Origin of the sequence: Providencia sp. NPDC089933 (genome assembly GCF_049545585.1) — a bacterium.
GTDB classification, from domain to species: Bacteria; Pseudomonadota; Gammaproteobacteria; order Enterobacterales; family Enterobacteriaceae; genus Providencia; species Providencia huashanensis.
The window spans coordinates 176,933-198,336 of record NZ_JBMWDT010000008.1; the positions used below are offsets into that span (position 1 = coordinate 176,933).

17 protein-coding genes are annotated in these 21,404 nt (G+C 39.4%); 7 read left to right on the forward strand and 10 right to left on the reverse strand.

From position 1 onward, the window contains the following. Nucleotides 1-93: 93 nt before the first annotated feature. Both ACPEH5_RS13150 and ACPEH5_RS13155 read left to right on the forward strand, forming a co-directional pair. Nucleotides 94-4,761 carry a sel1 repeat family protein gene (locus ACPEH5_RS13150; protein WP_423727042.1) on the forward strand — a complete coding sequence of 1,556 codons (4,668 nt, stop codon included), beginning with the start codon at nt 94-96 and terminating at the stop codon, nt 4,759-4,761. Nucleotides 4,762-5,147: 386 nt separating this feature from the next. After that, entirely contained in the window at nt 5,148-5,852 is a 705-nt protein-coding gene (locus ACPEH5_RS13155) for a hypothetical protein (RefSeq protein ID WP_166685194.1), read from the forward strand. Between the two features lie 63 nt (nt 5,853-5,915). Here the strand turns inward: ACPEH5_RS13155 and ACPEH5_RS13160 are convergent, their stop codons facing one another. Next, on the reverse strand, nt 5,916-7,343 hold the full coding sequence (locus tag ACPEH5_RS13160; RefSeq protein WP_048607532.1) for a sensor histidine kinase: 1,428 nt from the start codon (nt 7,341-7,343) through the stop codon (nt 5,916-5,918). Further along, nucleotides 7,340-8,008: a transcriptional regulator TctD gene (gene tctD / locus ACPEH5_RS13165; protein WP_198860740.1), complete on the reverse strand. Its 669-nt coding sequence runs from the start codon at nt 8,006-8,008 to the stop codon at nt 7,340-7,342. The genes ACPEH5_RS13160 and tctD overlap by 4 nt, the downstream gene beginning before the upstream one ends. A 311-nt stretch (nt 8,009-8,319) precedes the next feature. On the opposite strand from tctD, the gene ACPEH5_RS13170 reads away from it, so the two are divergent. The 4 genes from ACPEH5_RS13170 (at nt 8,320) to ACPEH5_RS13185 (ending at nt 12,225) form a co-directional block, all read left to right on the forward strand. Further along, nucleotides 8,320-9,294, forward strand: coding sequence for a Bug family tripartite tricarboxylate transporter substrate binding protein (locus ACPEH5_RS13170; protein WP_048607533.1), 975 nt, complete (start codon nt 8,320-8,322; stop codon nt 9,292-9,294). 11 nt (nt 9,295-9,305) lie between these two features. Further along, nucleotides 9,306-9,737 (forward strand): tripartite tricarboxylate transporter TctB family protein, encoded by a 432-nt coding sequence (locus ACPEH5_RS13175; protein ID WP_042844505.1) that lies wholly within the window; start codon nt 9,306-9,308, stop codon nt 9,735-9,737. An 11-nt stretch (nt 9,738-9,748) separates the two neighbouring features. Beyond that, nucleotides 9,749-11,254: a tripartite tricarboxylate transporter permease gene (locus ACPEH5_RS13180; protein WP_042844508.1), complete on the forward strand. Its 1,506-nt coding sequence runs from the start codon at nt 9,749-9,751 to the stop codon at nt 11,252-11,254. Nucleotides 11,255-11,763: 509 nt separating this feature from the next. After that, entirely contained in the window at nt 11,764-12,225 is a 462-nt protein-coding gene (locus ACPEH5_RS13185; RefSeq protein WP_071548194.1) for a hypothetical protein, read from the forward strand. Between the two features lie 13 nt (nt 12,226-12,238). Here the strand turns inward: ACPEH5_RS13185 and ACPEH5_RS13190 are convergent, their stop codons facing one another. Both ACPEH5_RS13190 and fabB read right to left on the reverse strand, forming a co-directional pair. After that, nucleotides 12,239-13,039, reverse strand: coding sequence for a hypothetical protein (locus ACPEH5_RS13190; RefSeq protein ID WP_198860741.1), 801 nt, complete (start codon nt 13,037-13,039; stop codon nt 12,239-12,241). A 165-nt stretch (nt 13,040-13,204) separates the two neighbouring features. Further along, nucleotides 13,205-14,419, reverse strand: coding sequence for a beta-ketoacyl-ACP synthase I (gene fabB / locus ACPEH5_RS13195; RefSeq protein ID WP_042844516.1), 1,215 nt, complete (start codon nt 14,417-14,419; stop codon nt 13,205-13,207). A gap of 203 nt (nt 14,420-14,622) precedes the next feature. On the opposite strand from fabB, the gene mnmC reads away from it, so the two are divergent. Further along, nucleotides 14,623-16,659, forward strand: a complete 2,037-nt coding sequence (gene mnmC, locus ACPEH5_RS13200) for a bifunctional tRNA (5-methylaminomethyl-2-thiouridine)(34)-methyltransferase MnmD/FAD-dependent 5-carboxymethylaminomethyl-2-thiouridine(34) oxidoreductase MnmC (RefSeq protein ID WP_281110805.1) — start codon at nt 14,623-14,625, stop codon at nt 16,657-16,659. A 27-nt stretch (nt 16,660-16,686) separates the two neighbouring features. Here mnmC and ACPEH5_RS13205 read toward each other — a convergent pair whose 3' ends face one another. The 6 genes from ACPEH5_RS13205 to prmB form a co-directional block, all read right to left on the reverse strand. Beyond that, complete coding sequence (locus ACPEH5_RS13205; RefSeq protein ID WP_226619157.1) at nt 16,687-17,211, reverse strand: GNAT family N-acetyltransferase; 525 nt, start codon at nt 17,209-17,211, stop codon at nt 16,687-16,689. An 84-nt stretch (nt 17,212-17,295) separates the two neighbouring features. Beyond that, complete coding sequence (locus ACPEH5_RS13210) at nt 17,296-17,568, reverse strand: YfcL family protein (protein ID WP_042844523.1); 273 nt, start codon at nt 17,566-17,568, stop codon at nt 17,296-17,298. 28 nt (nt 17,569-17,596) lie between these two features. Further along, nucleotides 17,597-18,145: an elongation factor P hydroxylase gene (locus ACPEH5_RS13215; protein ID WP_042844526.1), complete on the reverse strand. Its 549-nt coding sequence runs from the start codon at nt 18,143-18,145 to the stop codon at nt 17,597-17,599. A gap of 17 nt (nt 18,146-18,162) precedes the next feature. After that, nucleotides 18,163-18,966 carry a TSUP family transporter gene (locus ACPEH5_RS13220; RefSeq protein ID WP_042844527.1) on the reverse strand — a complete coding sequence of 268 codons (804 nt, stop codon included), beginning with the start codon at nt 18,964-18,966 and terminating at the stop codon, nt 18,163-18,165. Between the two features lie 151 nt (nt 18,967-19,117). After that, on the reverse strand, nt 19,118-20,206 hold the full coding sequence (gene aroC / locus ACPEH5_RS13225; RefSeq protein ID WP_042844529.1) for a chorismate synthase: 1,089 nt from the start codon (nt 20,204-20,206) through the stop codon (nt 19,118-19,120). Nucleotides 20,207-20,319: 113 nt separating this feature from the next. Further along, nucleotides 20,320-21,252: a 50S ribosomal protein L3 N(5)-glutamine methyltransferase gene (gene prmB / locus ACPEH5_RS13230; RefSeq protein WP_042844532.1), complete on the reverse strand. Its 933-nt coding sequence runs from the start codon at nt 21,250-21,252 to the stop codon at nt 20,320-20,322. Between the last annotated feature and the right edge of the window lie 152 nt (nt 21,253-21,404).

The following is a 21,404-nucleotide window of genomic DNA, read 5'->3' on the forward strand; positions in this document are numbered from 1 at the left end:
ATTAAGTAGTATTTTCACTCAAAACCAAATATTGACTCGATGTGCACTGATGGAACACGTCATGTCATACATGACCTTTAATAAGGAATAACAATGACTAAACAACTTAAAGTTTGGCTTTGCATATTTATAGTAATTGCTATTGCAGTTGGCATTTACTTTATCAATGCATTAGGCCATTCCAATTCCGCACAAGCTGGTTACGATTTATATCAACAAGGCGATACCGAAGCCGCTTTTAAGCAATTTGAAAATACGGCTGATGTTGACTCCCAATCCGCTTATGCATTAGCCACAATGTATAAAGATGGGATAGGTACTCAACCTGATGAGAGTAAAGCACTAAGTTGGTTGGTTAAATCTGCAGCACAGAACAATAAAAATGCGCTCTATAATCTGGGCTTTTACCGTTATGATCAACAAATAGAGGATACCCCTGACGATAAATATGGCGTAACCTCTTTAACTAAAGCTGCGGATCTCGGTGTAATTGAGGCTCAAGTGATGGTTGGCGGTATTTATATGGAAGCTAAATATGAAGATATTCCGCAGAATACCGAACTAGCTCGGAAATACTTTACACTGGCTGCGGAACAAGATTCACGTCTAGCTAAATTTGCACTCGGTTATATTGCCCATAAGGTTGATAAAGATAATAAAAAGGCAGTCGAAATCTTAACCCCCTTAGTCAGTAAAGACTTCCCATTACCGGCTATGTTATTAGCATCTATTTATAAAGAAGGCGGCAATGGTATTACGCCAAATAAGATTTTTGCAAAAAAATATGAAAGTATGTCAATGGCATCAGCTTTCGAATTTATTGCCGATGCTGAGAGATTTGAACCTGCGCCATTATCAATTTATGGCTCACTAACGCCAGAAGAAAAACAACAAATAATCGCTAACCTTGAAACCCGAGCCAGTCAAGGTGATGAAACTGCTATGTATATTTTATATCAAAAATACATGACAGGCGAAGATGTCCGTAAGAATAAAAATAAAGCTGTAATGTATTTGCGGCCTTTAATACAACAACGGGCTCCCAAAGCGCTATATTTTAATTACCTCGCAGATAGAGATAATATTAAAGATTTGACAGAGGCCGCTGAGGGGCAATATCCCGATGCATTATACCAAGCCTATCAGGTCTATTCAGGTAATACCTTTAATTATGATGTAAAACGCGATGATGAATTAGCGAATAAATATTTAATTAACGCCGCAGATTTAGGCCATCAAAAATCGTTAATTACTATTATCGAAAAAGCTATTTACAGTTACCGTTTTCCAAATAAACAATTAGTAGATACTATAAAAAAATATACTCCGATATTAATCGAGAAATACCCTAATTCTCCAGAAGCTTTGATCGTTGTAAGCCAAGTATACCGCAATAAAAATAGCTCATTCTATTCACCAGAAAAATCCTTTGAAACACTCGCAAAAGCTAACCGAATTGCACCCGATTATGAATCACAAATGCAGTTAGCTCGTTACTATATCAATGGGTTTGGTACTAAGCAGAATTTGCCAGAAGCCGTAGAGATACTGAAAAAAGGTTTAAGTAAAAATAGCTACAAGTCGACAGCTGACCGCCTGTTAGTTCAACTCTATTATCAATATGATATAAAAGACTACGTCGACGAGAAAACGATCATTGATATTCTCAAAAATGATGTCATTGAAAGAAAAAACTATACATTAGCGCATTTCTATGCGGATTATTTATTACGCGAAGATGCGGAGAAAAATAGCAATCTAGCCTTTGAACTGTATGAAGAATCCAGTAAAAATAATGATAGCAGCCGTATTCATTATGCAGCCTCATTATTAAAATATAAGCCAGAAGAAAACAAACGTGCTGTGAACTTAGTTGTTGACGTACTCGCTTCACCTGATAGCAAGTCACGATTGTCAAAAGAAGACTTTAATACCGCCAATGACATTTTATTAAAACTTGGTTTGGCTACCATACACGCTAAACGTTTATTAGTCGATTTAGCCCTATCCGAAAATAACACTGAAGCCTTAAAGCGTATCGAACCACAAATTGGGGTTGATGCGGATATCACTTACTTTTATGGCATCAAGCAACTTACCCAGTTGACCCAAGTTGATACCCTAAGTGATGCAGAGCTAAAACCTTATTACGATACCATTATAAAAGCCGCAGAATTAGGTAATACCACCGCGTCTTTATATATTGCTCAAAATTTGGATGGCGTTAATTATTATAATGACAAGCCCTACTATAAGCAGCGTTTTCAGAAAATCACAGGGTTAACACCGAAAGACCTCGTCCCACAATATAAAAAGTGTGCAGCATTAGGCAGCAACCGCTGTTTATATGAGCTGGGGGAAATTTACCAAAAAGGTAATTATGGGGAAGATTCTGACTATGATCTCGCAATGGAATATTACAACAAAATCTCTGACCCAGATTTCAGTTTTTTAAAATCACGTAAAAGAGAAATTGAAAAAGCAAGAGCCTCGTTTATTACTATTCAGGAAAAGGCAAAAAATAATGACTCTGATGCCATTCGTACCCTCGCCAATGCTTATAAATTCGGTAACTATGGGCAAAAAGTCGATGAGAAAAAATGGCTACAATACTTGACCGCTAGTGCAAAGTTGAATAATAAAAGCGCTTTAAAAGAATTAGTGGATTATTACAGCCAAGACACACTCATTGATGCTAATAAAGCAAAGATTCTTGGTTATTACGACCAATTAGCCGCTATCGGTAGCAAAGACTACACCCGCAAATTAGCACATCAATATTTAAACGGTAGTCGCCTTGTTGCACCAAATCGCCAAAAAGCCCGTGAATATTACATTAAAGCAGGAAGTTGGGGGAACGAGTTCATTAAGTATATGAATGACTATGACATCAGCATGAAAATGCTCAATGAAAGTTCAGAGGCTAAATATAAAGTAGGCCGAGCCTATTATTATGGTAAAGGGATCAAAGAAGACAAATTAGAAGCCTTAAAATACTTAAAGCTTGCTAGCGATGAAGGAAATGATAACGCAATTAGCCTTTATACAAAAACCCTGTATATGGGGATACTCAACGAAGACAAAATGTCTTGGTTGAAAGAACCAGACTGGGATCAAGCTATTGTTTATTTAAAAAAACACTCAAACCCTAAACGTGTTGATAATTATATCGAAACCTATAACTCCATCGTTGTTCCTGCGCAAAATGGTGATACTTCAGCCTATATGAAACTCGGAGATTGGTATAAGGATTACAGTCGCGCATTAGCCGCCCAAACTTGGTATAAAAAGAGCATTGAAGCAGGCAATTTAGCCGCTTATCAAGCTCTTGACCAAGTCACCAGCGATAAACAAGTAAAACACCAAAATTACCTTGAAGGTGCAGCAAAAGGTGACTTATTTTCCAAGGTCCAACTAGCCAAAGACTACCTGTATGACAGCGACGTTCTAACCAGTTCAACGGACTATAATTCAGCCATTCAATACCTACAAGAAGGTATCAAGTCAGCTGATGATGAAATTTCTAGTATGGCATTCAATACATTAGCCAATTTGTATCAAAAAGGTATTCGTAATAACAAGAAAAACCTTAACCGCCCTAAAGATGATAAAAAATATTTAGAATTGCTGCAAAGCGAAGAAAATAACCGTACAGATGCATTGCTTAATCTTTATAGCTATTACGCAAGAACCGATGCGCCGAAAGCTTTGGGTTACTTACAGCGTGCTTATGAAAAAGGCGACTTAGATGCCATTGAGAAACTGTATGAAATAAATTACCCTGGTGAATATTGCAGTAATAGCGATAATGCCGATCTGGATAAGGCAAGCACTTACTTAAAAGAGTGGCTACAAAAGAAGAATTTCGAGAAGAATACTGAGCGGAATTATATTCGTTCAGCTGAAAGTTTAAGTAAAAAAATGGGGGATACTTACTTAGCTGGTGAATGTGATATGAAAAAAGATATCGATAAGGCTATTGAATGGTATCTAATTTCATTGAACTATCATGAGAGTCATGCGCTAAGTAGCCTGTACAAAGCCTATGTGGAAAAAGGGGATGCGAAACAAGCCTATTACACGGCATTGCGTCTGAAAAAAGACCCTAAAAATATTGAATTATTAGAGCAGTTATCACCACAGGAGCGACAAGCGATTGAACAACGTTTCAATGATGAGCAAACATTCCAAAAATATGGTCGCTTTGCTAAACAAATTGAAGAACAACGTGTGAAGGCTGAAGCGGGTGATAAAATGGCAGCTTTCTCCTTAGGTATCGCTTATGCTCGGGGTGAAAGAGTACCGCAAGACACGCAAAAGATGATCTACTACTATGAATTAGCAGGTAAAAATGGCTATCCTCGTGCTTATAATATTTTAGGTAACCTTTACCGCAAAGACAATGAGCGCGGTATTGAGAAAGACTTTTCTAAAGCGCTTTATTACTTTGACTTAGGCGCACAACAAAATGACAGTAATACCGCGCACCAAGCCGGTGATATGCTGTATTTTGGCCAAGGAGTACCAAAAGATTATGTTGGTGCAGCCAAATATTATGATATGACAAACCTAGAGCAAGGGACTCATCATGGAATGGCAAAATACAAGCTGGCCTACATGTATTACAATGGTTGGGTCGGAACAAAGAGCAAAGCAGACCTGCAAAAAGCCCATGATTACCTTGAACTCGGTGCTAAATACCAAGACGAGGACTCAATTAAAGCACTAAAAGAGTGGGATTTTAAACTCATTAATAAATAATTAACGATAAAGGCGCTAATTTCTTTAGCGCCTTTATTGAATCATTTTTATTATTATCAGTTATTATTTGGATACTTCAATATATCAGTCGGTTATATTGTTTAGTTCCGATTACCATTTATGGATATAACATTTAGTCTTTTCCTAGTTGATTTTCAATAAAATACAAAAGCTTATCAATATATCTAATAATATATTCCTGATAAATATAGAATTCCGCTTAAAATCATCTAATTATTAAAAAATTAGTCATATAATTATTCCAATAATAACTATTTAGAACTCATTTTAAATAAAAATTAGTTATCTTTGTTTAGTTGGTTTATATTTTATTGATTACGGATTACAAACGTTAGAAAGCCCCTAATTAATATGGAGTATTTATTGTGAATTCAAATCTAAAAAATAATGCATCAAACACATCTATAGTAAACAGAGAAAAATCAATCACTAAAAACACAAAAAACGAACAAAATGAAATTAATAAGCCCCATCTATTAACTCCTCGACAATCTGATAAAAAAAATATCAATATATCGGAGATGCGGCGAGAAAAAGAATACTTAACAGCAGTGAAGAATGATTTTATTTCTAACATTCATAATTATGTTCCATTAAAATCTGCCATATCTAATGTTAGCGAGAAAACTTATTATAAAACAATTGAAAATGCATTGTTAGAGATTACTGAACAACGCCATCAATTAAACGAAAAAAAGAAATTAGAATCTACTGATAAGATCTATTTATGGGAAGAAAAAATAACTAATTCAAAAAACAACCTTGCAAAATACCTTTACGACCATTCAGAAAATAAAGAAAACAATTTAATTTCACAAGATTTATCGACTTTACTTGACGAAATATACAATACAGATGTAAAAATAAAATCAATCGAGGCATCCTTAAATGAAAAAGAAAATAATGAGAAGTTGACTAATACACCTTTCAATAACAAAAACCAGTTAGATACGGAATCATTATTATCATCCTCAATGGCAAGTCTCAAACAAAACACAATGGCTAGTGATTTTAAACACAGTTCTTCAAATAACAAACAACTAAATATACTAATACCAATGCGAGACTAAACACATCCAGTTTTTACTACGTTTAAACTTTGGCACCAAAGCGCCCAAATAAGGGCGCTTCTCTTACCGTGGTGCTTGGCTAGCTTTAAATGCGATTCGAACTAACAATCCATTGAGTAATTTACTTTTTAATAGTTGTGGTTCAGAGCCATGGTAACTAGCAATATCTTTAACCAAAGCCAAACCTAAACCAGCCCCTTCCTTCCCTAAGGCATTATTTAAACGAGTAAACGCTTCCATAGAACGGTTAATCTTTGCATCTGGGATCCCTGGCCCTGAGTCCTCGACTTCCAGAACAAAATGCGCCTTGTCATCACTATTTACAACACGCACTGTCACCACGCCATTTGCTGGCGTATATTTTATTGCGTTATCGATTAGATTTGCGCACATTTCTGCCAATAAAATGGGTTCACCTTTGATCCAAGCCACATCGAGCCCTTCATAGCCCAAATCCACACATTGACTTTCTGCATGAGTCAGCCGCGTAAAACAGGTTTGATGAACAATTTCGACTAGATTAACAGCACGGTACTGCGTGACGGCTTCTTTTTCATGCGCTTTTAACCGAGATAGTTGCAAAAGCCTATCAGTGAGAATAATCGTATTATCGAGGGTTTTATCGATAGCTTGTAAACTCTGTTGCCGCTGATTAGCATCTTGACTGTTAATCGCGACTGAAACCTGTGTTTTCAACACCGTTAATGGTGTTTTCAATTGATGGGATGCATCCGCACTGAAACGCTCTTGTCGCCTCACCATCCGCTTTAAACGGGAAATATAGCGGTTCAATGCATCAATTAATGGCGATAAATCAGACCATGGCAGTAAATCTGGCAATGGTGTTAAATCATTAGCGGAACGGCTTAACATTAAGTTGGACAATTTTTTCAATGGCGCCAATAACTTACTAAGTAAAATATAGGCAAGAACTAAGGTTAAAAGCACCACCGTACCTTGGCTCATCAGCGCGGAGATTAATAATTGATTAGCGAGATCTTGTCGTGAATAAACGGTTTCTGCAACACGGATCTCAACCATCCCAGTGATGCCACCTTCATTAATGGGTTGATAAAACGCTGCAATGCGAATAGGCAAGCCCTTATACTGTGCATCATAAAAATAAACTAGCGCAGTATAGTGCTGTGAGCGCATCCAATAAGAGGGAATTGGCGGTAAGTCATCATAACCAGAGATAGTCTCACCGTCAGGGGAAATAACTTGATAAAAAATTCGGTCATTATTATTCAGTTCGAAACTATCCAATACCACATAAGGTACGCTAACAGATAGATGCCCATTTACCACTTGTAGCCTTTCTGCCACAGTACGAGCAGAGGCGAGTAGCGTTCTATCATAAGCTAAATTTGCAGCGTTCTTAGCACTATAATAATGGGTATAAACCGAAAATCCCCCCAATAAAATGAGGGGGATACCGAAAAAGAGCAGCAACTGATGAAAGAGAGAGCGTGGATGAGAGACTAATTTCATACACTACACTGCTCTAATCGGTATCCCAATCCGCGTAACGTATTGATGTTAACATCCGAACCTGCGAGTTTTTTTCTCACTCGGTGAACATATAATTCAATACTTTGTAAACTGGCTTCATCGGACAAAGAAAACACTTGTTCAAATAATTGCATCTTTGAAACTGGGCGTCCTCGTCGGTGAAACAAGATATTTAATACCGCATATTCCCTTGGGGTTAACCCTAATGGTTCTTGACCAAGTAAAAAATAACCTTCTTCGTGATAACACAGCGCACCAAAACGCTGCGGTTCATTGACTTGCCCTTGGCTACGCCTTAGTAAGGCACGAATCCTAGCTTCTAACTCAGCGATATCAAAAGGTTTTGTTAAATAATCATCCGCACCTGCATTTAAGCCTTGGACACGGTCAGCCACATCCGAGTTTGCCGTCAACAGCAAAACAGGGATCTCTTGATGACGTTTTCGCATTTGCGCCAATACTTCCAACCCACTCATTCGTGGAAGAGATACATCAAGCACAACAAGGGCATATTGTTCTGTTTGTAATAATTGATCTGCGATGGCGCCATCACTGGCAATGTCAACCGCAAACCCTGATGACGATAATGCCTTTTGTAACCACAATGACAACTCGTCATGGTCTTCAACCAATAAAATTCTCATTCCGTATACTCATTATAATTACTTATCTGTATACGTTGGCATTACCTATCGTGATTGAAAAGCAATTGTCATCGTTTTTACTGTATCCATCACAACTATTACGGTTAAATGGAATCAATAATTTAAATTTAACATTAAATTAACATAACAAAAAAGCAGAAATACAAAACAATCTGATATATATCACATAAAAATAATAATATTTGTTAATGAAAGGTAAATGAAAGCTTTGTAAGACAATGATGCAACATCTACACAACAAGAAGTAAATAACATAGTTCTTTAATTATTGTCTTAGTAAGGAAAGAAAAATGAAAAAATATACAATCAAGGCCTTAGCAACAGCAATATTTTTAGTTGGCGTTAACCAAGCAAGTGCTCTACCAGAGCGTACTGAATGTATCGCCCCAGCCAAACCTGGAGGGGGGTTCGACTTAACCTGTAAATTAGTCCAAGTTTCCATGCTTGAAACTAAAGAAATTGAAAAACCAATGCGTGTTACTTACATGCCCGGAGGCATTGGTGCGGTAGCCTATAATGCCATCGTGGCGCAGCGCCCTGCTGAACCAGGAACGATTGTTGCCTTCTCAGGTGGCTCATTACTCAACCTAGCGCAAGGTAAGTTTGGTCGCTATAACGAGAATGATGTCCGTTGGCTAGCCAGTGTGGGCAGCGACTATGGGATGATTGCTGTACGTGCAGATTCCCCTTATAAAACCCTTAATGATTTAATGGATACCTTTAAAAAAGACCCGAATAGCATCGTGTTTGGAGCCGGTGGTTCTATTGGCAGTCAAGACTGGATGAAAACCGCACTACTCGCTAAAGCTATCGATATAGATCCAAGAAAAATGCGTTACGTTGCTTTTGAAGGTGGTGGTGAAACCCTAACAGCTCTACTTGGAAACCATATACAGGTGTTATCAGGGGATATTAGCGAGATGACCCCGTATATCAATGAAGGCAAAATTCGTATCCTAGCGGTCTATGCCGATAAACGCCTCGGTGATGGCTTATCCGAAATCCCTACGGCGAAAGAACAAGGCTATGACATTGTTTGGCCAATTATTCGTGGTTTCTATATGGGGCCCAAAGTGTCCGATGAGGACTACAACCAATGGGTCGAGGCATTCCAAAAACTCCAACAAACCGAAGATTTCAAAAAGCAACGTGAACTTCGTGGCTTGTTTGAATATAACTTAACTGGGCAAGAACTCGATAGCTACGTAAAAAAAGAAATCGAACAGTATCGTGAGCAAGCCCGTGCATTTGGTTTAGCCAAATAACGGAGAAAACGATGAGTCAACGCATATTCGCCATAGTCTGGCTAATACTGTGTGCTATCGGGATCTATATCGGCTGGGGGATCCAAAGTGAATTTTCATACGAACCACTGGGCCCCCGCCCTTTTCCGGTCGCCATACTATCTTTAATGGCTATTTGTGCCCTTGCCTTATTATTTGGCAAACAAGAAGCTGTTGAATGGCCGAAACCTTATGTATTGCGCCGCTTAATACTCTTAGTCATCGCACTAGTTATCTATGCATGGGCATTTGAGTGGTTAGGGTTTCCTATTGCTACCAGTTTATTGACTATCAGCATGGCCCTACTATTTGGTGCGACACCAACGGCAGCCATTATTTCAGGCCCTATCCTTGGCATCTTCTTATTTTATGCCTTTGATAAATTGCTGGATGTCACTTTGCCTATTGGCAGCCTGTTTAATTAAGGAGCAAGCTCATGGAAACTTGGATGTATCTATCGCAAGGTTTTGAGGTTGCGCTCGTCCCTCAAAATATCTTGATTGCCTTAATTGGCTGTTTTATCGGAACCGTAGTTGGCATGTTGCCCGGTCTTGGTCCTATCAATGGGGTCGCTATATTATTGCCACTCGCATTTGCGCTCAAATTACCAGCAGAATCTGCCTTAATTTTACTCGCTACTGTTTATTTAGGTTGTGAATATGGAGGACGGATCTCATCGATACTACTTAATGTTCCGGGTGATGCTGCGGCTATAATGACCACATTAGATGGTTATCCGATGGCAAAACAAGGAAAAGGCGGTGTTGCTCTTTCTATTTCAGCGGTCAGTTCATTCATTGGCTCAACAATCGCCATTGTGGGTATTATTTTATTCGCACCTTTGCTTGCTCAATGGTCGTTAGCTTTCGGGCCTGCTGAATATTTCGCTTTAATGGTTTTTGCTATTGCCTGTTTGGGCAGTATGATGAGCCAAAACCCTATTAAATCATTACTTGCCGCATTAATTGGTTTGTCACTCGCCACCGTCGGTGTCGATGCCAACTCAGGGGAATATCGTTTTACATTTGATAGTGTCCATCTTTCTGATGGAGTGCAATTTATTGTCGTTGTGATTGGTTTATTTTCAGTCAGTGAAATTTTATTGATGCTTGAAGGTACCGCTACAGGCCAAGGTTTGATCCGCAAAACGGGTAGAATGCTATTTAACCGCAAAGAAGCCAAAGCTTGCGCAGGGCCCGCACTGCGTTCGTCTTTCGTCGGTTTCTTTGTTGGAGTTTTACCCGGTGCAGGTGCCACTATCGCCAGCGCTATCACTTATATGACTGAAAAGAAAATCAGTGGTGAAAAAGGCGATTTTGGTAATGGTGATGTACGTGGTGTCGCTGCACCTGAAGCCGCAAATAATGCCTCAGCATGTGGCTCATTTATCCCTATGTTAACACTTGGCGTTCCAGGCTCAGGGACAACTGCGGTGATGATGGGGGCGCTAACGCTCTATAATATCACCCCTGGACCGGGAATGTTTACCGAACAACCGGAAATTGTCTGGGGGCTAATTGCTGCATTACTTATTGCTAACGTCGTGTTGTTAATCATGAATATTCCATTAATTGGCCTATTCACACGTATGTTGACTGTCCCTTTGTGGTTTTTAGTTCCCGCAATTGCCAGTGTTTCCGCTGTTGGTGTATATGCAGTTCATAGCACTACTTTTGACTTGCTGTTGATGATGGGGTTAGGTGTTTTTGGGTTTATTCTACGGAAAATGAATTTCCCGCTTTCCCCACTTATATTAGGTTTTGTATTAGGTGAGATGTTAGAACAAAACTTACGCCGTTCATTATCTATCAGCAATGGTAATTTCGATATTCTTTGGAGCAGTACTATTTCACAAAGCTTATTGATCCTCGCCGTTGTTGTTTTAATCCTGCCGCCTATTGTGAAATTACTCCGTAAACGCAAACAGGCTACAACGTTATAATTTCCAAATTGTTAAGCCATCTCTGTAGAATTTGCCCCAATGTGATTTTGGGGCATTTTTTTATTAAAAAATAGGGAGCTTTATGTAACTTAACAAAACCACAGAGTTATCATGGACTCCTTCGCCATAATAGACATATTTTGATTGTAAATTAGGGACTATATTTGTTCTCTTTTGGTCATACTTATACAGTGGAAATGGTTTTTCAATATTATGTATTTTACTCATCCTCCCACAAAGTTTATCGTGGATAGAGCGAGATAACGCCTTACCTAAAATTTTAAAATCCTGTTTCCAAATAGCCTCATGAAATCTGGTTACACACATATGACTACCTCTATTCGACTAAAAATCAAGTCAATATCATGTCACTATTTTGGACAAAACATTCAATACAATGATGTATATTTATTCAGTTGTTAATAAACCACTGAATCAGACAATGATGATATATTAAATAATGCCAATCAATTATGGTACTCACCTGACTTATTAAGATATAAAACACAATGTTCGATAGATTACTTTTTGTCCTTTTTAATATCCAGCCGAAACCATTAGCGTATACAGTCACCATCGATATTCATGGTGACCGTTACACCATCCATAGCCAGAAACCCGTGACTATCACAGAAAAAGACAGCGGTTATATCCAAATAAAAGCACTGGGTAAAATGCATATTTTTTGTGGAAAAATGCTGCATATCAGCGTCAAGAAAAATACGACGCTTGTGACTATTGGTTGGTCGAAAGGGAAAAGCCAAATATTTGAAGTGAAAAAAAACTACCAAGACATTGCTTCCCACAGAACGTCATCCTCATCAAATACCCGTTATGTCCCCCCAGTTTATGAAAGTACCACTAGCGACAATTCCCATCGTGCTAGCAATCATTTTTGTTCAAATGATAATTCCAGTACTGATTGCTCATCATCCGATTCAGGGGGAAGTGATGGCGCTAGTGGCGATTAAGTAACAATACCTTTTAGATACTGCTTAAAAACTTATCTTTTATATCATGCTTATTGTCAAAATATCTAACATTGGAATCAAAGGATTTTTTTAATTTACTCAATAAATCATTTTTAATTTTTTTATCATTAATTGTTAATACTGACTGGAATACATTATTAGAATAGTGATTATCATCACCAAATAACGCTAATAAATTAAGTTGACTTAACTCCCCACTAGGGATATCTAATTCAATCCTTGTATTATTCAGTTTTGCTTTATCGAAATTATAATTAACATCTGATTTAATAGGTAGCTTAATATCTACATTATTAAGCGTTGCATTAGAAAAATCCGCTCTAATTAGTGGAGTTTGTTCACTTGATGCAATTCTCATGTCTGATAATGTAGAGTTAGAAAAGTCTGCGTTAATACTGCTAGGTTTGAAGGTTTTTTTATCCTCCCAATTAAAAATAATATTATTTATATCTGTTTTCTCCAATTGACAATCTGAAGAGTCATAATGTAATGCTATACTATCCGACATACTATGAGACTTAACTTCCATAGAGTTAATAATATTATTACCGCTTATTTTAGATTTAACAGGCCCTATATTAAGCACATCATTCAATATATTAATCTGTTTATTGATTTTTAACTTATCTTTTATCTCGACATCCAAAGCACATTTCTTATAAACATTTTTCACTTTTGAAATTACTGTCTTTAATAAAAGTTTCTTATTTGCATCACTGTTGTTTTTTTCATACTCCTTACTTATTTTAGTCGAGCTATTACTTAACGTTAAGAAAAAAGATTTAACATTCATATTTACACACCTCTAGGCTATTTGTTTTCAGAAATTGGCTAGAGTATCTCATGTTAATCATTTCTATAATTTAATAAAATGACACAGCTATTCTCCTTTTTATATTTATAAAAAAAGCGAGAACCTGAGTTCTCGCTTTTTTCTAATTGTTTAGCCTAAAACAAATTACGCTTTGTATTTGCTCATCACCAATGTGGCATTAGTACCACCAAAGCCGAAACTGTTTGACATCACTGTATCCAACACTTGTTCTGTTGGTTTCGTGACGATATTCAGGCCATGGGCTTTTTCATCTAAATTTTCGACATTGATGCTTGGTGCAATAAAGCCATGCTCTAGCATTAATAAACTGTAAATTGCTTCGTGAACACCTGCCGCCCCTAATGAGTGGCCACTCATCGCTTTTGTCGCAGAAATCGCAGGGGAATTACTACCAAAAACTTCTTGGATAGCTTCCAGCTCTTTGGTGTCGCCGACTGGTGTCGATGTACCGTGTGTATTGATGTAATCAATTTTATCGACACCCTGCATCGCCATTTGCATACAACGTACCGCGCCTTCACCTGAAGGTGCTACCATGTCTGCACCATCAGATGTTGCACCATAACCGACAATTTCAGCATAGATATGTGCACCACGCGCTAAAGCGTGCTCGAGTTCTTCAACTACTACAATACCGCCGCCGCCGGCAATAACAAAACCATCGCGGTCTTGGTCGTAAGTTCTTGATGCTTTGTCTGGCGTTTCATTGAACTTAGTTGACAATGCGCCCATTGCATCGAATTCACAGGTCATTTCCCAGCTCAGCTCTTCACCACCACCAGCAAAAACTACATCTTGTTTGCCTAGTTGGATCAATTCAACTGCATGACCAATACAATGTGCAGATGTTGAGCACGCTGAACTAATTGAATAGTTAACACCTTTAATTTTAAATGGTGTGGCTAAGCAAGCTGAAATACCTGATGCCATTGCACGGGTCACCATATAAGGACCAACACCACGTAAACCTTTCGCACGCATACCATCAGAGCCAGCAACTTGGTTACGCGGAGAACCGCCGCCAGAACCGACCACAATACCCGTACGTAAATTTGAAACTTGTTCTTCTGCTAAACCCGAATCAGCAATTGCTTGTTCCATAGATAAATAAGCATACGCAGAGCAATCACTCATAAAACGAAAGATTTTACGGTCAATCAGGTCTTTCAGCTCTAAGTTTTTGACATTACCCCAGACATGGCTACGTAGCCCTGCCTCTTTGAATTCTTCTGAGAAAGTGATCCCGGAACGACCTTCCTTCAGAGAAGCCAGTACTTCTTCCTGGTTATTACCAAGGCTGGAAACAATACCTAGACCAGTGATGACTGCACGCTTCATTCGTTACCTCATGTCTATAATTATATGATTGCGGGATTACAGGTTGTCACTTTAGCTTACACTTGTACGCTGAACAAGTCCGATCAGGGTAAATATTTGTATTTTTTTTCTTTGTGACTGTAATAAGACTTTTTTATGAAGGTAGCCTTACACTCATAACAGCGTTAAAATTTACTGATTATTAGGTCATAGTAGGCTTTATCGTGAACAAACGTGCTGTACAAACTGCTCGCCTTAGCTGGAATGAAGAAGGCACACCGATGTCCGAACAATTTGAAGACATCTATTTTTCTAACCAAGATGGCTTAGAAGAATCTCGTCATGTCTTTTTGCAAGGAAATCTTTTTCCTGAACGTTTCAATACTCACCCATTCAAAACCTGTGTTATTGCCGAAACAGGCTTTGGTACAGGGTTGAATTTTTTAGCATTATGGCAATCCTTTAACCAATTTAAAGCCGAGCATCCACACGCAAAATTGCAGCGTTTACACTTTATTAGCTTTGAAAAGTACCCCTTATCAAAGCCCGATTTAATCACAGCTCACCAATGCTGGCCTGAACTTAACGACCTATCACAATCACTGTGTGACAACTGGCCTCAAGCATTACCCGGAAACCACCGTCTGACCTTACAAAATGGCGATGTTGTACTGGACTTATGGTTTGGTGATGTTAATGAGCAAATATCTAAGCTAAAAAACAATCTAAACAATAAGATAGACGCATGGTTTTTAGATGGTTTTGCCCCCTCAAAAAACCCACAAATGTGGAGCGAACACTTGTTCGCTACAATGGCTAAACTAGCCCGTATTAATGGTACATTTGCGACCTTTACCGTCGCAGGTTTTGTCAAAAGAGGGTTACAGCAAGCAGGTTTTACTCTTCAAAAAGTCAAAGGCTTTGGTAAAAAACGTGAAATGCTAACTGGCATAATGATAGAAAAAGAAACTGAAAACTTAACACCTTGGTTTGCAAGAGAAAAAGCCAATAACCCAACAGACATTGCAATCATTGGTGGTGGCCTTGCAAGCCTCACCGCAGCTTACACCTTGCTAAAACGTGGCGCAAAAGTCACCTTATACTGTAAAGACTCGCAAGTCGCACAAAATGCTTCAGGCAACCGCCAAGGCGCAATTTACCCATTACTAACAGGTAATAATGACCCACTTGAGCGTTTTTTTATTAGTGCCTTTCCTTTTGCTTCACGCTTTTATCACCAATTGGCAAAACAGGGAGTTAAGTTTGACGGGCAATGGTGTGGAGTCAGCCAATTAGCTTATAACGATAAAGTTGCTAATAAAATAGCGGGCATGCTAGAAACCGACTGGCCCACCGATTTTGCTATTGGTAGAAACCGCCAGCAACTGAGTGACCTTTGTGGTATTGATGTCAACCATGGTGGAATTCACTATGCTACCGGTGGTTGGTTGTGCCCTGCTCAACTCTGTGAAAGCTTACAACAATATTTACACCAACAGGGTGTCACATTCCATTTTGAACACGATGTTAACGAACTTAAACCTGATGGTGATAACTGGCAGTTGCTGATAAACACCCCCCAACAGACGTTAATATCTACTCATTCCACCGTTATTATTGCCAATGGGCACAAACTGCGCCAATTTTCGCAAACTGTTAATTTACCTATTTCCCCTGTTAGAGGGCAAGTTAGCCACATCCCAACCAATGAAACACTACAACAATTAAAAAATGTGTTGTGTTTTGAAGGTTATTTAACCCCTGCTGATGCTTCTGGGCAGCAACATTGTTTAGGTGCAAGTTACCAAAGGGAGCATCTGGATTTAAACTATAGCGAAGAAGAACAACAGGGGAACCGCCAAAAACTGATTGATAACCTGCCGGATGTTACTTGGCCTAACGATATTGATATTTCACACAAACATTCACGTCAAGGGGTACGTTGTGTTATCCGTGACCACTTCCCGCTATTAGGGAATGTGCCTGATTTTGAAAAACATATGGAAGTCTACCAAGATTTACCCTCTCAGATAGCCAAAAATCAGACAATTTGCCCTGCACCTATGCACCCAAATTTATTTATTTTTGGTGCCCTAGGCTCCCGAGGCTTATCAACTGCCCCACTTTGTGCTGAACTTCTCGCCGCACAAATTTTTGCTGAACCTCTACCTTTGGATGACGAAACCCTCGCAGAGCTTCATCCGAACCGTTTTTGGGTTAGAAAGTTATTATTAGGGCGTAAAGTAAAAGCCCCTTATTGAAACCAATACCTTGCAGCCTGCCATTCATTAGCTAGCTGCAAGTTCATTTAATGAGATAACCATTGCACAGCGATCTTCCCGTGCAAACCCCATATCAACTTCACTCTGTAAAATCGCTTTCAACTCAATGGTTAGCTTGTCATTATCAATGATATCAAAACCTAAGCGTTGATAATAAGGGGCATTCCAAGGTACGTCACGAAAGGTTGTCAATGTCACAAACTGTAGCTGTAAAGACAATGTGGCTTCAAATACCCGTTTGATTAATTGCCGACCAATTCCCTGACCTTGCCAGTTTTGGCAAACAGATAACTCACAAATATGTAAACTATTTCTGCGCTTTTCTGCATTGATAAACCCCACTACTTCACCATCGTTATTGACAGCAACCCATTCAAGCTGCTGATGAATAAAAGCAAGGTGTTCTTGTTCCGTTTGCCCTTCCCCCTCAGCAACCCAACGGTATTTTTCATGGTTAGCGAATGTTTGCCCTGCGGATAATTCCACTGCGGGGAGATATTTGGCATCGTCTGGTACAGCTAAGCGGGTCATATACATATTATAAATGAGGAAAGTGATAGTATTAAAGTGTGAACCAAAAGCGGGTTCCCCCGCTTGTGATCATAAATCGATGGGTTATATTGCGTTATTCAGTAATTTTTTCCACATGTCCAAGACCAGCACTTGGTCCGGTGGTGTCAATTCACCCGCTTTGATTGCAGTGTGAATACTTTCTTCAACGCGTTGGAATAAAGCGTCAGAGCCAGTTTGGTTTTCTTCCTCCAGCTCTGCCACAGCAAGGGTTAAGTGACCACGCAAATAACCACCAGCGAACAATTCATCATCGTTAGCGTGTTCAACCATATCATCAATTTTTGTCAGTATGCGTGTTTCTAAATCCGCAAGCATGCTTAATCCTTACTGTAATGTATTTTCATTAGGCAAAAATATCTTCCGGATAAGGGAAGTCTTCTGCACAAATAGGTGGCGTATTGTAAAACGATTGTAACGCATTAATAAAGCATAATGGTCGTTCAGGGATACCATTTTCTAAATAAACCATCACTTGAGCATGCACTTTACGCATAAAGGCAATACGATCGGGCTCAAAATCCCCTTCCAAGTTATCGCAACTGACATTAAATGGAATACCAACCGCAACACAGAATAACCAATCTAAAGCTTGGGGTTTAATTTCAACCACTTCAAACTCACTCTGCGTTTTTTCATCTCGTCCATCTGGGCAATACCAGTAGCCATAATCGACTTGCTGGCGTCTGGCTTCCCCTGCGATGCACCAGTGTGAAATTTCATGTAACCCACTAGTAAAGAAACCATGCGCAAAAACAATACGATGATAAGGAACAGACTCATCCGCAGGTAAGTAAATGGGTTCATCATCCCCTTTTACCAATTTGGTGTTATAACTTTCACCAAAACATTTATCAAAAATATCAATTAGATCTTGATAGTTATATTTACTCATGAATAATTTAAATCATCTTAAAATAATGAGAGAAACCAAGCTTTTATCACATCGCCATGGCTATCATGGAGTAACTTAATACTCATTAATAACGAAATAACCACAATCATTGGCCTGATCAGTTTTTGTCCTTTGGTCAATACTAACCGTGCACCTAAGCGTGCACCCACCATTTGGCCAATAAGCATAACAAAGCCGAGTACCCAAAGAACATGACCTCCGATAATAAAGAAGACTAAAGACCCAAAGTTGGAAGCAAAGTTCAGTAACTTAGCATGAGCCGTTGCTTTAGCGAGGTTATAACCAAGTAATAACACGTAACCCAATGCTAAAAATGACCCCGTACCGGGCCCAAATGCACCATCATAAAAACCTAGCGTCATACCGATGGCAACACCAAAAAAAGGCATACTAATACGCTGTTGACGGTCTTGTACCCCAATCGATGGCGTTAATAAGAAGTATAAACCGACACAAATGACAAGAACCGGTAGCAGTTGCTTTAAAAACGCAGTATCAATCATTTGAATAACGATGGCGCCTAACATCGCACCAATCATCGTCATAATGAACGGAAATATTTGCTCTCGTAAATCTATCGCTTTACGTCTAACAAAATAAAGGGTTGAAGAGAATGACCCACCAACGGCTTGTAATTTGTTGGTTGCTAATGCTTCAACAGGAGTGATCCCGACAGATAACAGGGCTGGAATGGTTAACAAGCCCCCGCCCCCTGCTATTGAATCAATAAAACCAGCGAAAAGTGCAACAAAGAAGAGTAACGCATAAACTTCAGGCGCAACGGCGGTTAGCCAATCCATTTTACAATCCAAAGATGAGAAATATCATGATGTTGATATGTAGTATATCACAACCCAGATGAGGTATTTTAAGTAGGCTTCATCCAAACCTTTCTCACCCGTAAGCGACTAGACCGCCCCGCTCACGGGTTATAGCATCAACCTTTACTAATTAATCAAATGCTTGCATCGTAGGAGTAACATCAGCACATTGCCCACGATGGCGTAAGTAGTGATCCATTAAAACAATGGCCATCATCGCTTCTGCAATAGGTACAGCACGGATACCGACACAAGGGTCATGACGCCCTTTGGTGATCATTTCAACTTCTTCACCAGAACGGTTCAACGTCTTACCTGATACCGTGATGCTCGATGTTGGTTTCATCGCAATATGGGCAACAATCGGTTGGCTACTGCTGATGCCGCCTAAAATACCGCCAGCATGATTAGAGGTAAAACCATTACGGGTAATTTCATCGCGATTTTCACTGCCTTTTAACGCAATAACACCAAAACCGTCACCAATTTCTACGCCTTTAACCGCATTAATACTCATGAGAGCATGGGCTAAATCTGCATCTAAACGGTCGAATACCGGTTCCCCCAGCCCCGCAGGAACATGTTCAGCAACCACAGTCACTTTAGCGCCGATTGAATCACCCTCTTTCTTTAAACCACGCAATAATTCATCAAGTGAATCTAACTGGTTTGGATCAGGGCAAAAGAACGGGTTTTCCTCAACGATGGACCAATCTTTAATTTCACATGCAATCGGGCCCATTTGTGTTAAACAACCACGAATTTGAACCCCTAGCTTTTCTTGTAGATACTTTTTAGCAATAGCCCCCGCAGCAACGCGCATTGCCGTTTCCCTTGCAGACGAGCGACCACCACCGCGGTAATCGCGTTGGCCATATTTTTGCTCATAGGTGTAATCCGCATGGCCGGGTCGAAAAACATCTTTAATTGCCCCATAATCTTGGGAACGTTGATCCGTATTTTCAATCAATAAACCAATACTTGTCCCCGTCGTTACCCCATTAAATACACCTGATAAAATTTTCACTTGGTCAGGTTCACGACGTGCCGTTGTATAACGAGATGTCCCAGGACGACGCCGGTCTAAATCTTTTTGTAAATCAGCTTCTGTTAGAGCTAAACCAGGGGGAACACCATCGATAATACAACCTAATGCCACCCCGTGTGACTCACCAAAGGTCGTTACGCGAAACAGTTGCCCAATTGAATTTCCTGCCATCGAAGTTTCCTATTCTAAGCCGCTCTTGTATTACCAAGACGTGTGTTGTTTGCTGTTAATCGTTATGTAATTGTTATTGATTACATGATTATGAGAAATCACGCAACCCTTGATTAATCAATATAAAGCGCAAAGTGCTCATGATGCTCAACAAGCTGTTCACGCGTTAACATAAACACCCCGTCACCACCGTATTCAAAGTCCAGCCAAATAAATGGAATATCAGGGTACTGTTCAATTAAATGCACCATACTGTTGCCAACCTCACACACTAATACCCCTTCTTTCGTTAAGAACCGTGGGGCATTAGCTAAAATACGGCGCACTAACTTTAGCCCATCACTGCCAGCTGCTAAGGCAAGTTCCGGCTCTACACGAAACTCTTCAGGTAGGTCATCCATATCTTCTGCATCCACATAAGGTGGATTAGTAACAATCAAATCATACTTAACTTCAGGCATATCGCGGAATAAATCGGAGCGAATAGGCACAACCTGATGCTCCAAACCATGGCTAGCGATATTTTGCTCAGTGACCGCGAGCACATCCGCCGAAATATCAACGGCATCAATTTCTGCTTCGGGGAATTCATATGCACAAGCAATTGCAATACAGCCACTACCTGTACATAAGTCTAATATCGCTTGAGGTTCATCAGTTAATAAGCCAACAAAATGGTTATTGATAAGCTCCCCAATAGGTGAACGAGGGATCAATACCCGCTCATCAACATAAAATTCGTGCCCACAGAACCACGAACGGTTAGTTAAATAGGCAACAGGAATGCGTTCATTAATACGGCGCAGAACACGCTCAATAATCCGATGGCGTTCTGTTGGTGTCAGGCGAGATGTCAGGAGTTCATCTGGTAGGTCTAGAGGCAAATAAAGTGTCGGTAACACTAATTGCAACGCCTCATCCCACGGATTATCTGTACCGTGACCATAATACACATTGGCAGCATTAAAACGACTCATCGTCCAACGTAAAATATCCTGAATGGTATGAAGTTCTGCAACAGCTTCATCAACGAAGATCTTTTCCAAGAAGGGTTTCTCCAGCCTGTTTTTTGAAAGGGAATATTTGAATAACTAAAGTTTGCCACGAAGTGAAAGACAAATCAGCAGATTAATGCAATAAAATCACCAACAACCTTTAGCTAGCACACCATTTTCGCTATAAATTAAAAATAAAAACG

Excerpts from the sequence above, each read along its gene's own strand:
- ACPEH5_RS13170 (WP_048607533.1), top strand. The coding sequence starts at position 8,320 with ATGAAAAAATATACAATCAAGGCCTTAGCAACAGCAATATTTTTAGTT.
- ACPEH5_RS13205 (WP_226619157.1), bottom strand. The coding sequence starts at position 17,211 with ATGACCCGCTTAGCTGTACCAGACGATGCCAAATATCTCCCCGCAGTG.
- tctD (WP_198860740.1), bottom strand. The coding sequence starts at position 8,008 with ATGAGAATTTTATTGGTTGAAGACCATGACGAGTTGTCATTGTGGTTA.
- fabB (WP_042844516.1), bottom strand. The coding sequence starts at position 14,419 with ATGAAGCGTGCAGTCATCACTGGTCTAGGTATTGTTTCCAGCCTTGGT.
- ACPEH5_RS13210 (WP_042844523.1), bottom strand. The coding sequence starts at position 17,568 with ATGCTTGCGGATTTAGAAACACGCATACTGACAAAAATTGATGATATG.
- ACPEH5_RS13175 (WP_042844505.1), top strand. The coding sequence starts at position 9,306 with ATGAGTCAACGCATATTCGCCATAGTCTGGCTAATACTGTGTGCTATC.
- ACPEH5_RS13180 (WP_042844508.1), top strand. The coding sequence starts at position 9,749 with ATGGAAACTTGGATGTATCTATCGCAAGGTTTTGAGGTTGCGCTCGTC.
- ACPEH5_RS13190 (WP_198860741.1), bottom strand. The coding sequence starts at position 13,039 with ATGAATGTTAAATCTTTTTTCTTAACGTTAAGTAATAGCTCGACTAAA.
- ACPEH5_RS13150 (WP_423727042.1), top strand. The coding sequence starts at position 94 with ATGACTAAACAACTTAAAGTTTGGCTTTGCATATTTATAGTAATTGCT.
- ACPEH5_RS13185 (WP_071548194.1), top strand. The coding sequence starts at position 11,764 with ATGTTCGATAGATTACTTTTTGTCCTTTTTAATATCCAGCCGAAACCA.
- aroC (WP_042844529.1), bottom strand. The coding sequence starts at position 20,206 with ATGGCAGGAAATTCAATTGGGCAACTGTTTCGCGTAACGACCTTTGGT.
- ACPEH5_RS13160 (WP_048607532.1), bottom strand. The coding sequence starts at position 7,343 with ATGAAATTAGTCTCTCATCCACGCTCTCTCTTTCATCAGTTGCTGCTC.
- ACPEH5_RS13215 (WP_042844526.1), bottom strand. The coding sequence starts at position 18,145 with ATGAGTAAATATAACTATCAAGATCTAATTGATATTTTTGATAAATGT.
- ACPEH5_RS13220 (WP_042844527.1), bottom strand. The coding sequence starts at position 18,966 with ATGGATTGGCTAACCGCCGTTGCGCCTGAAGTTTATGCGTTACTCTTC.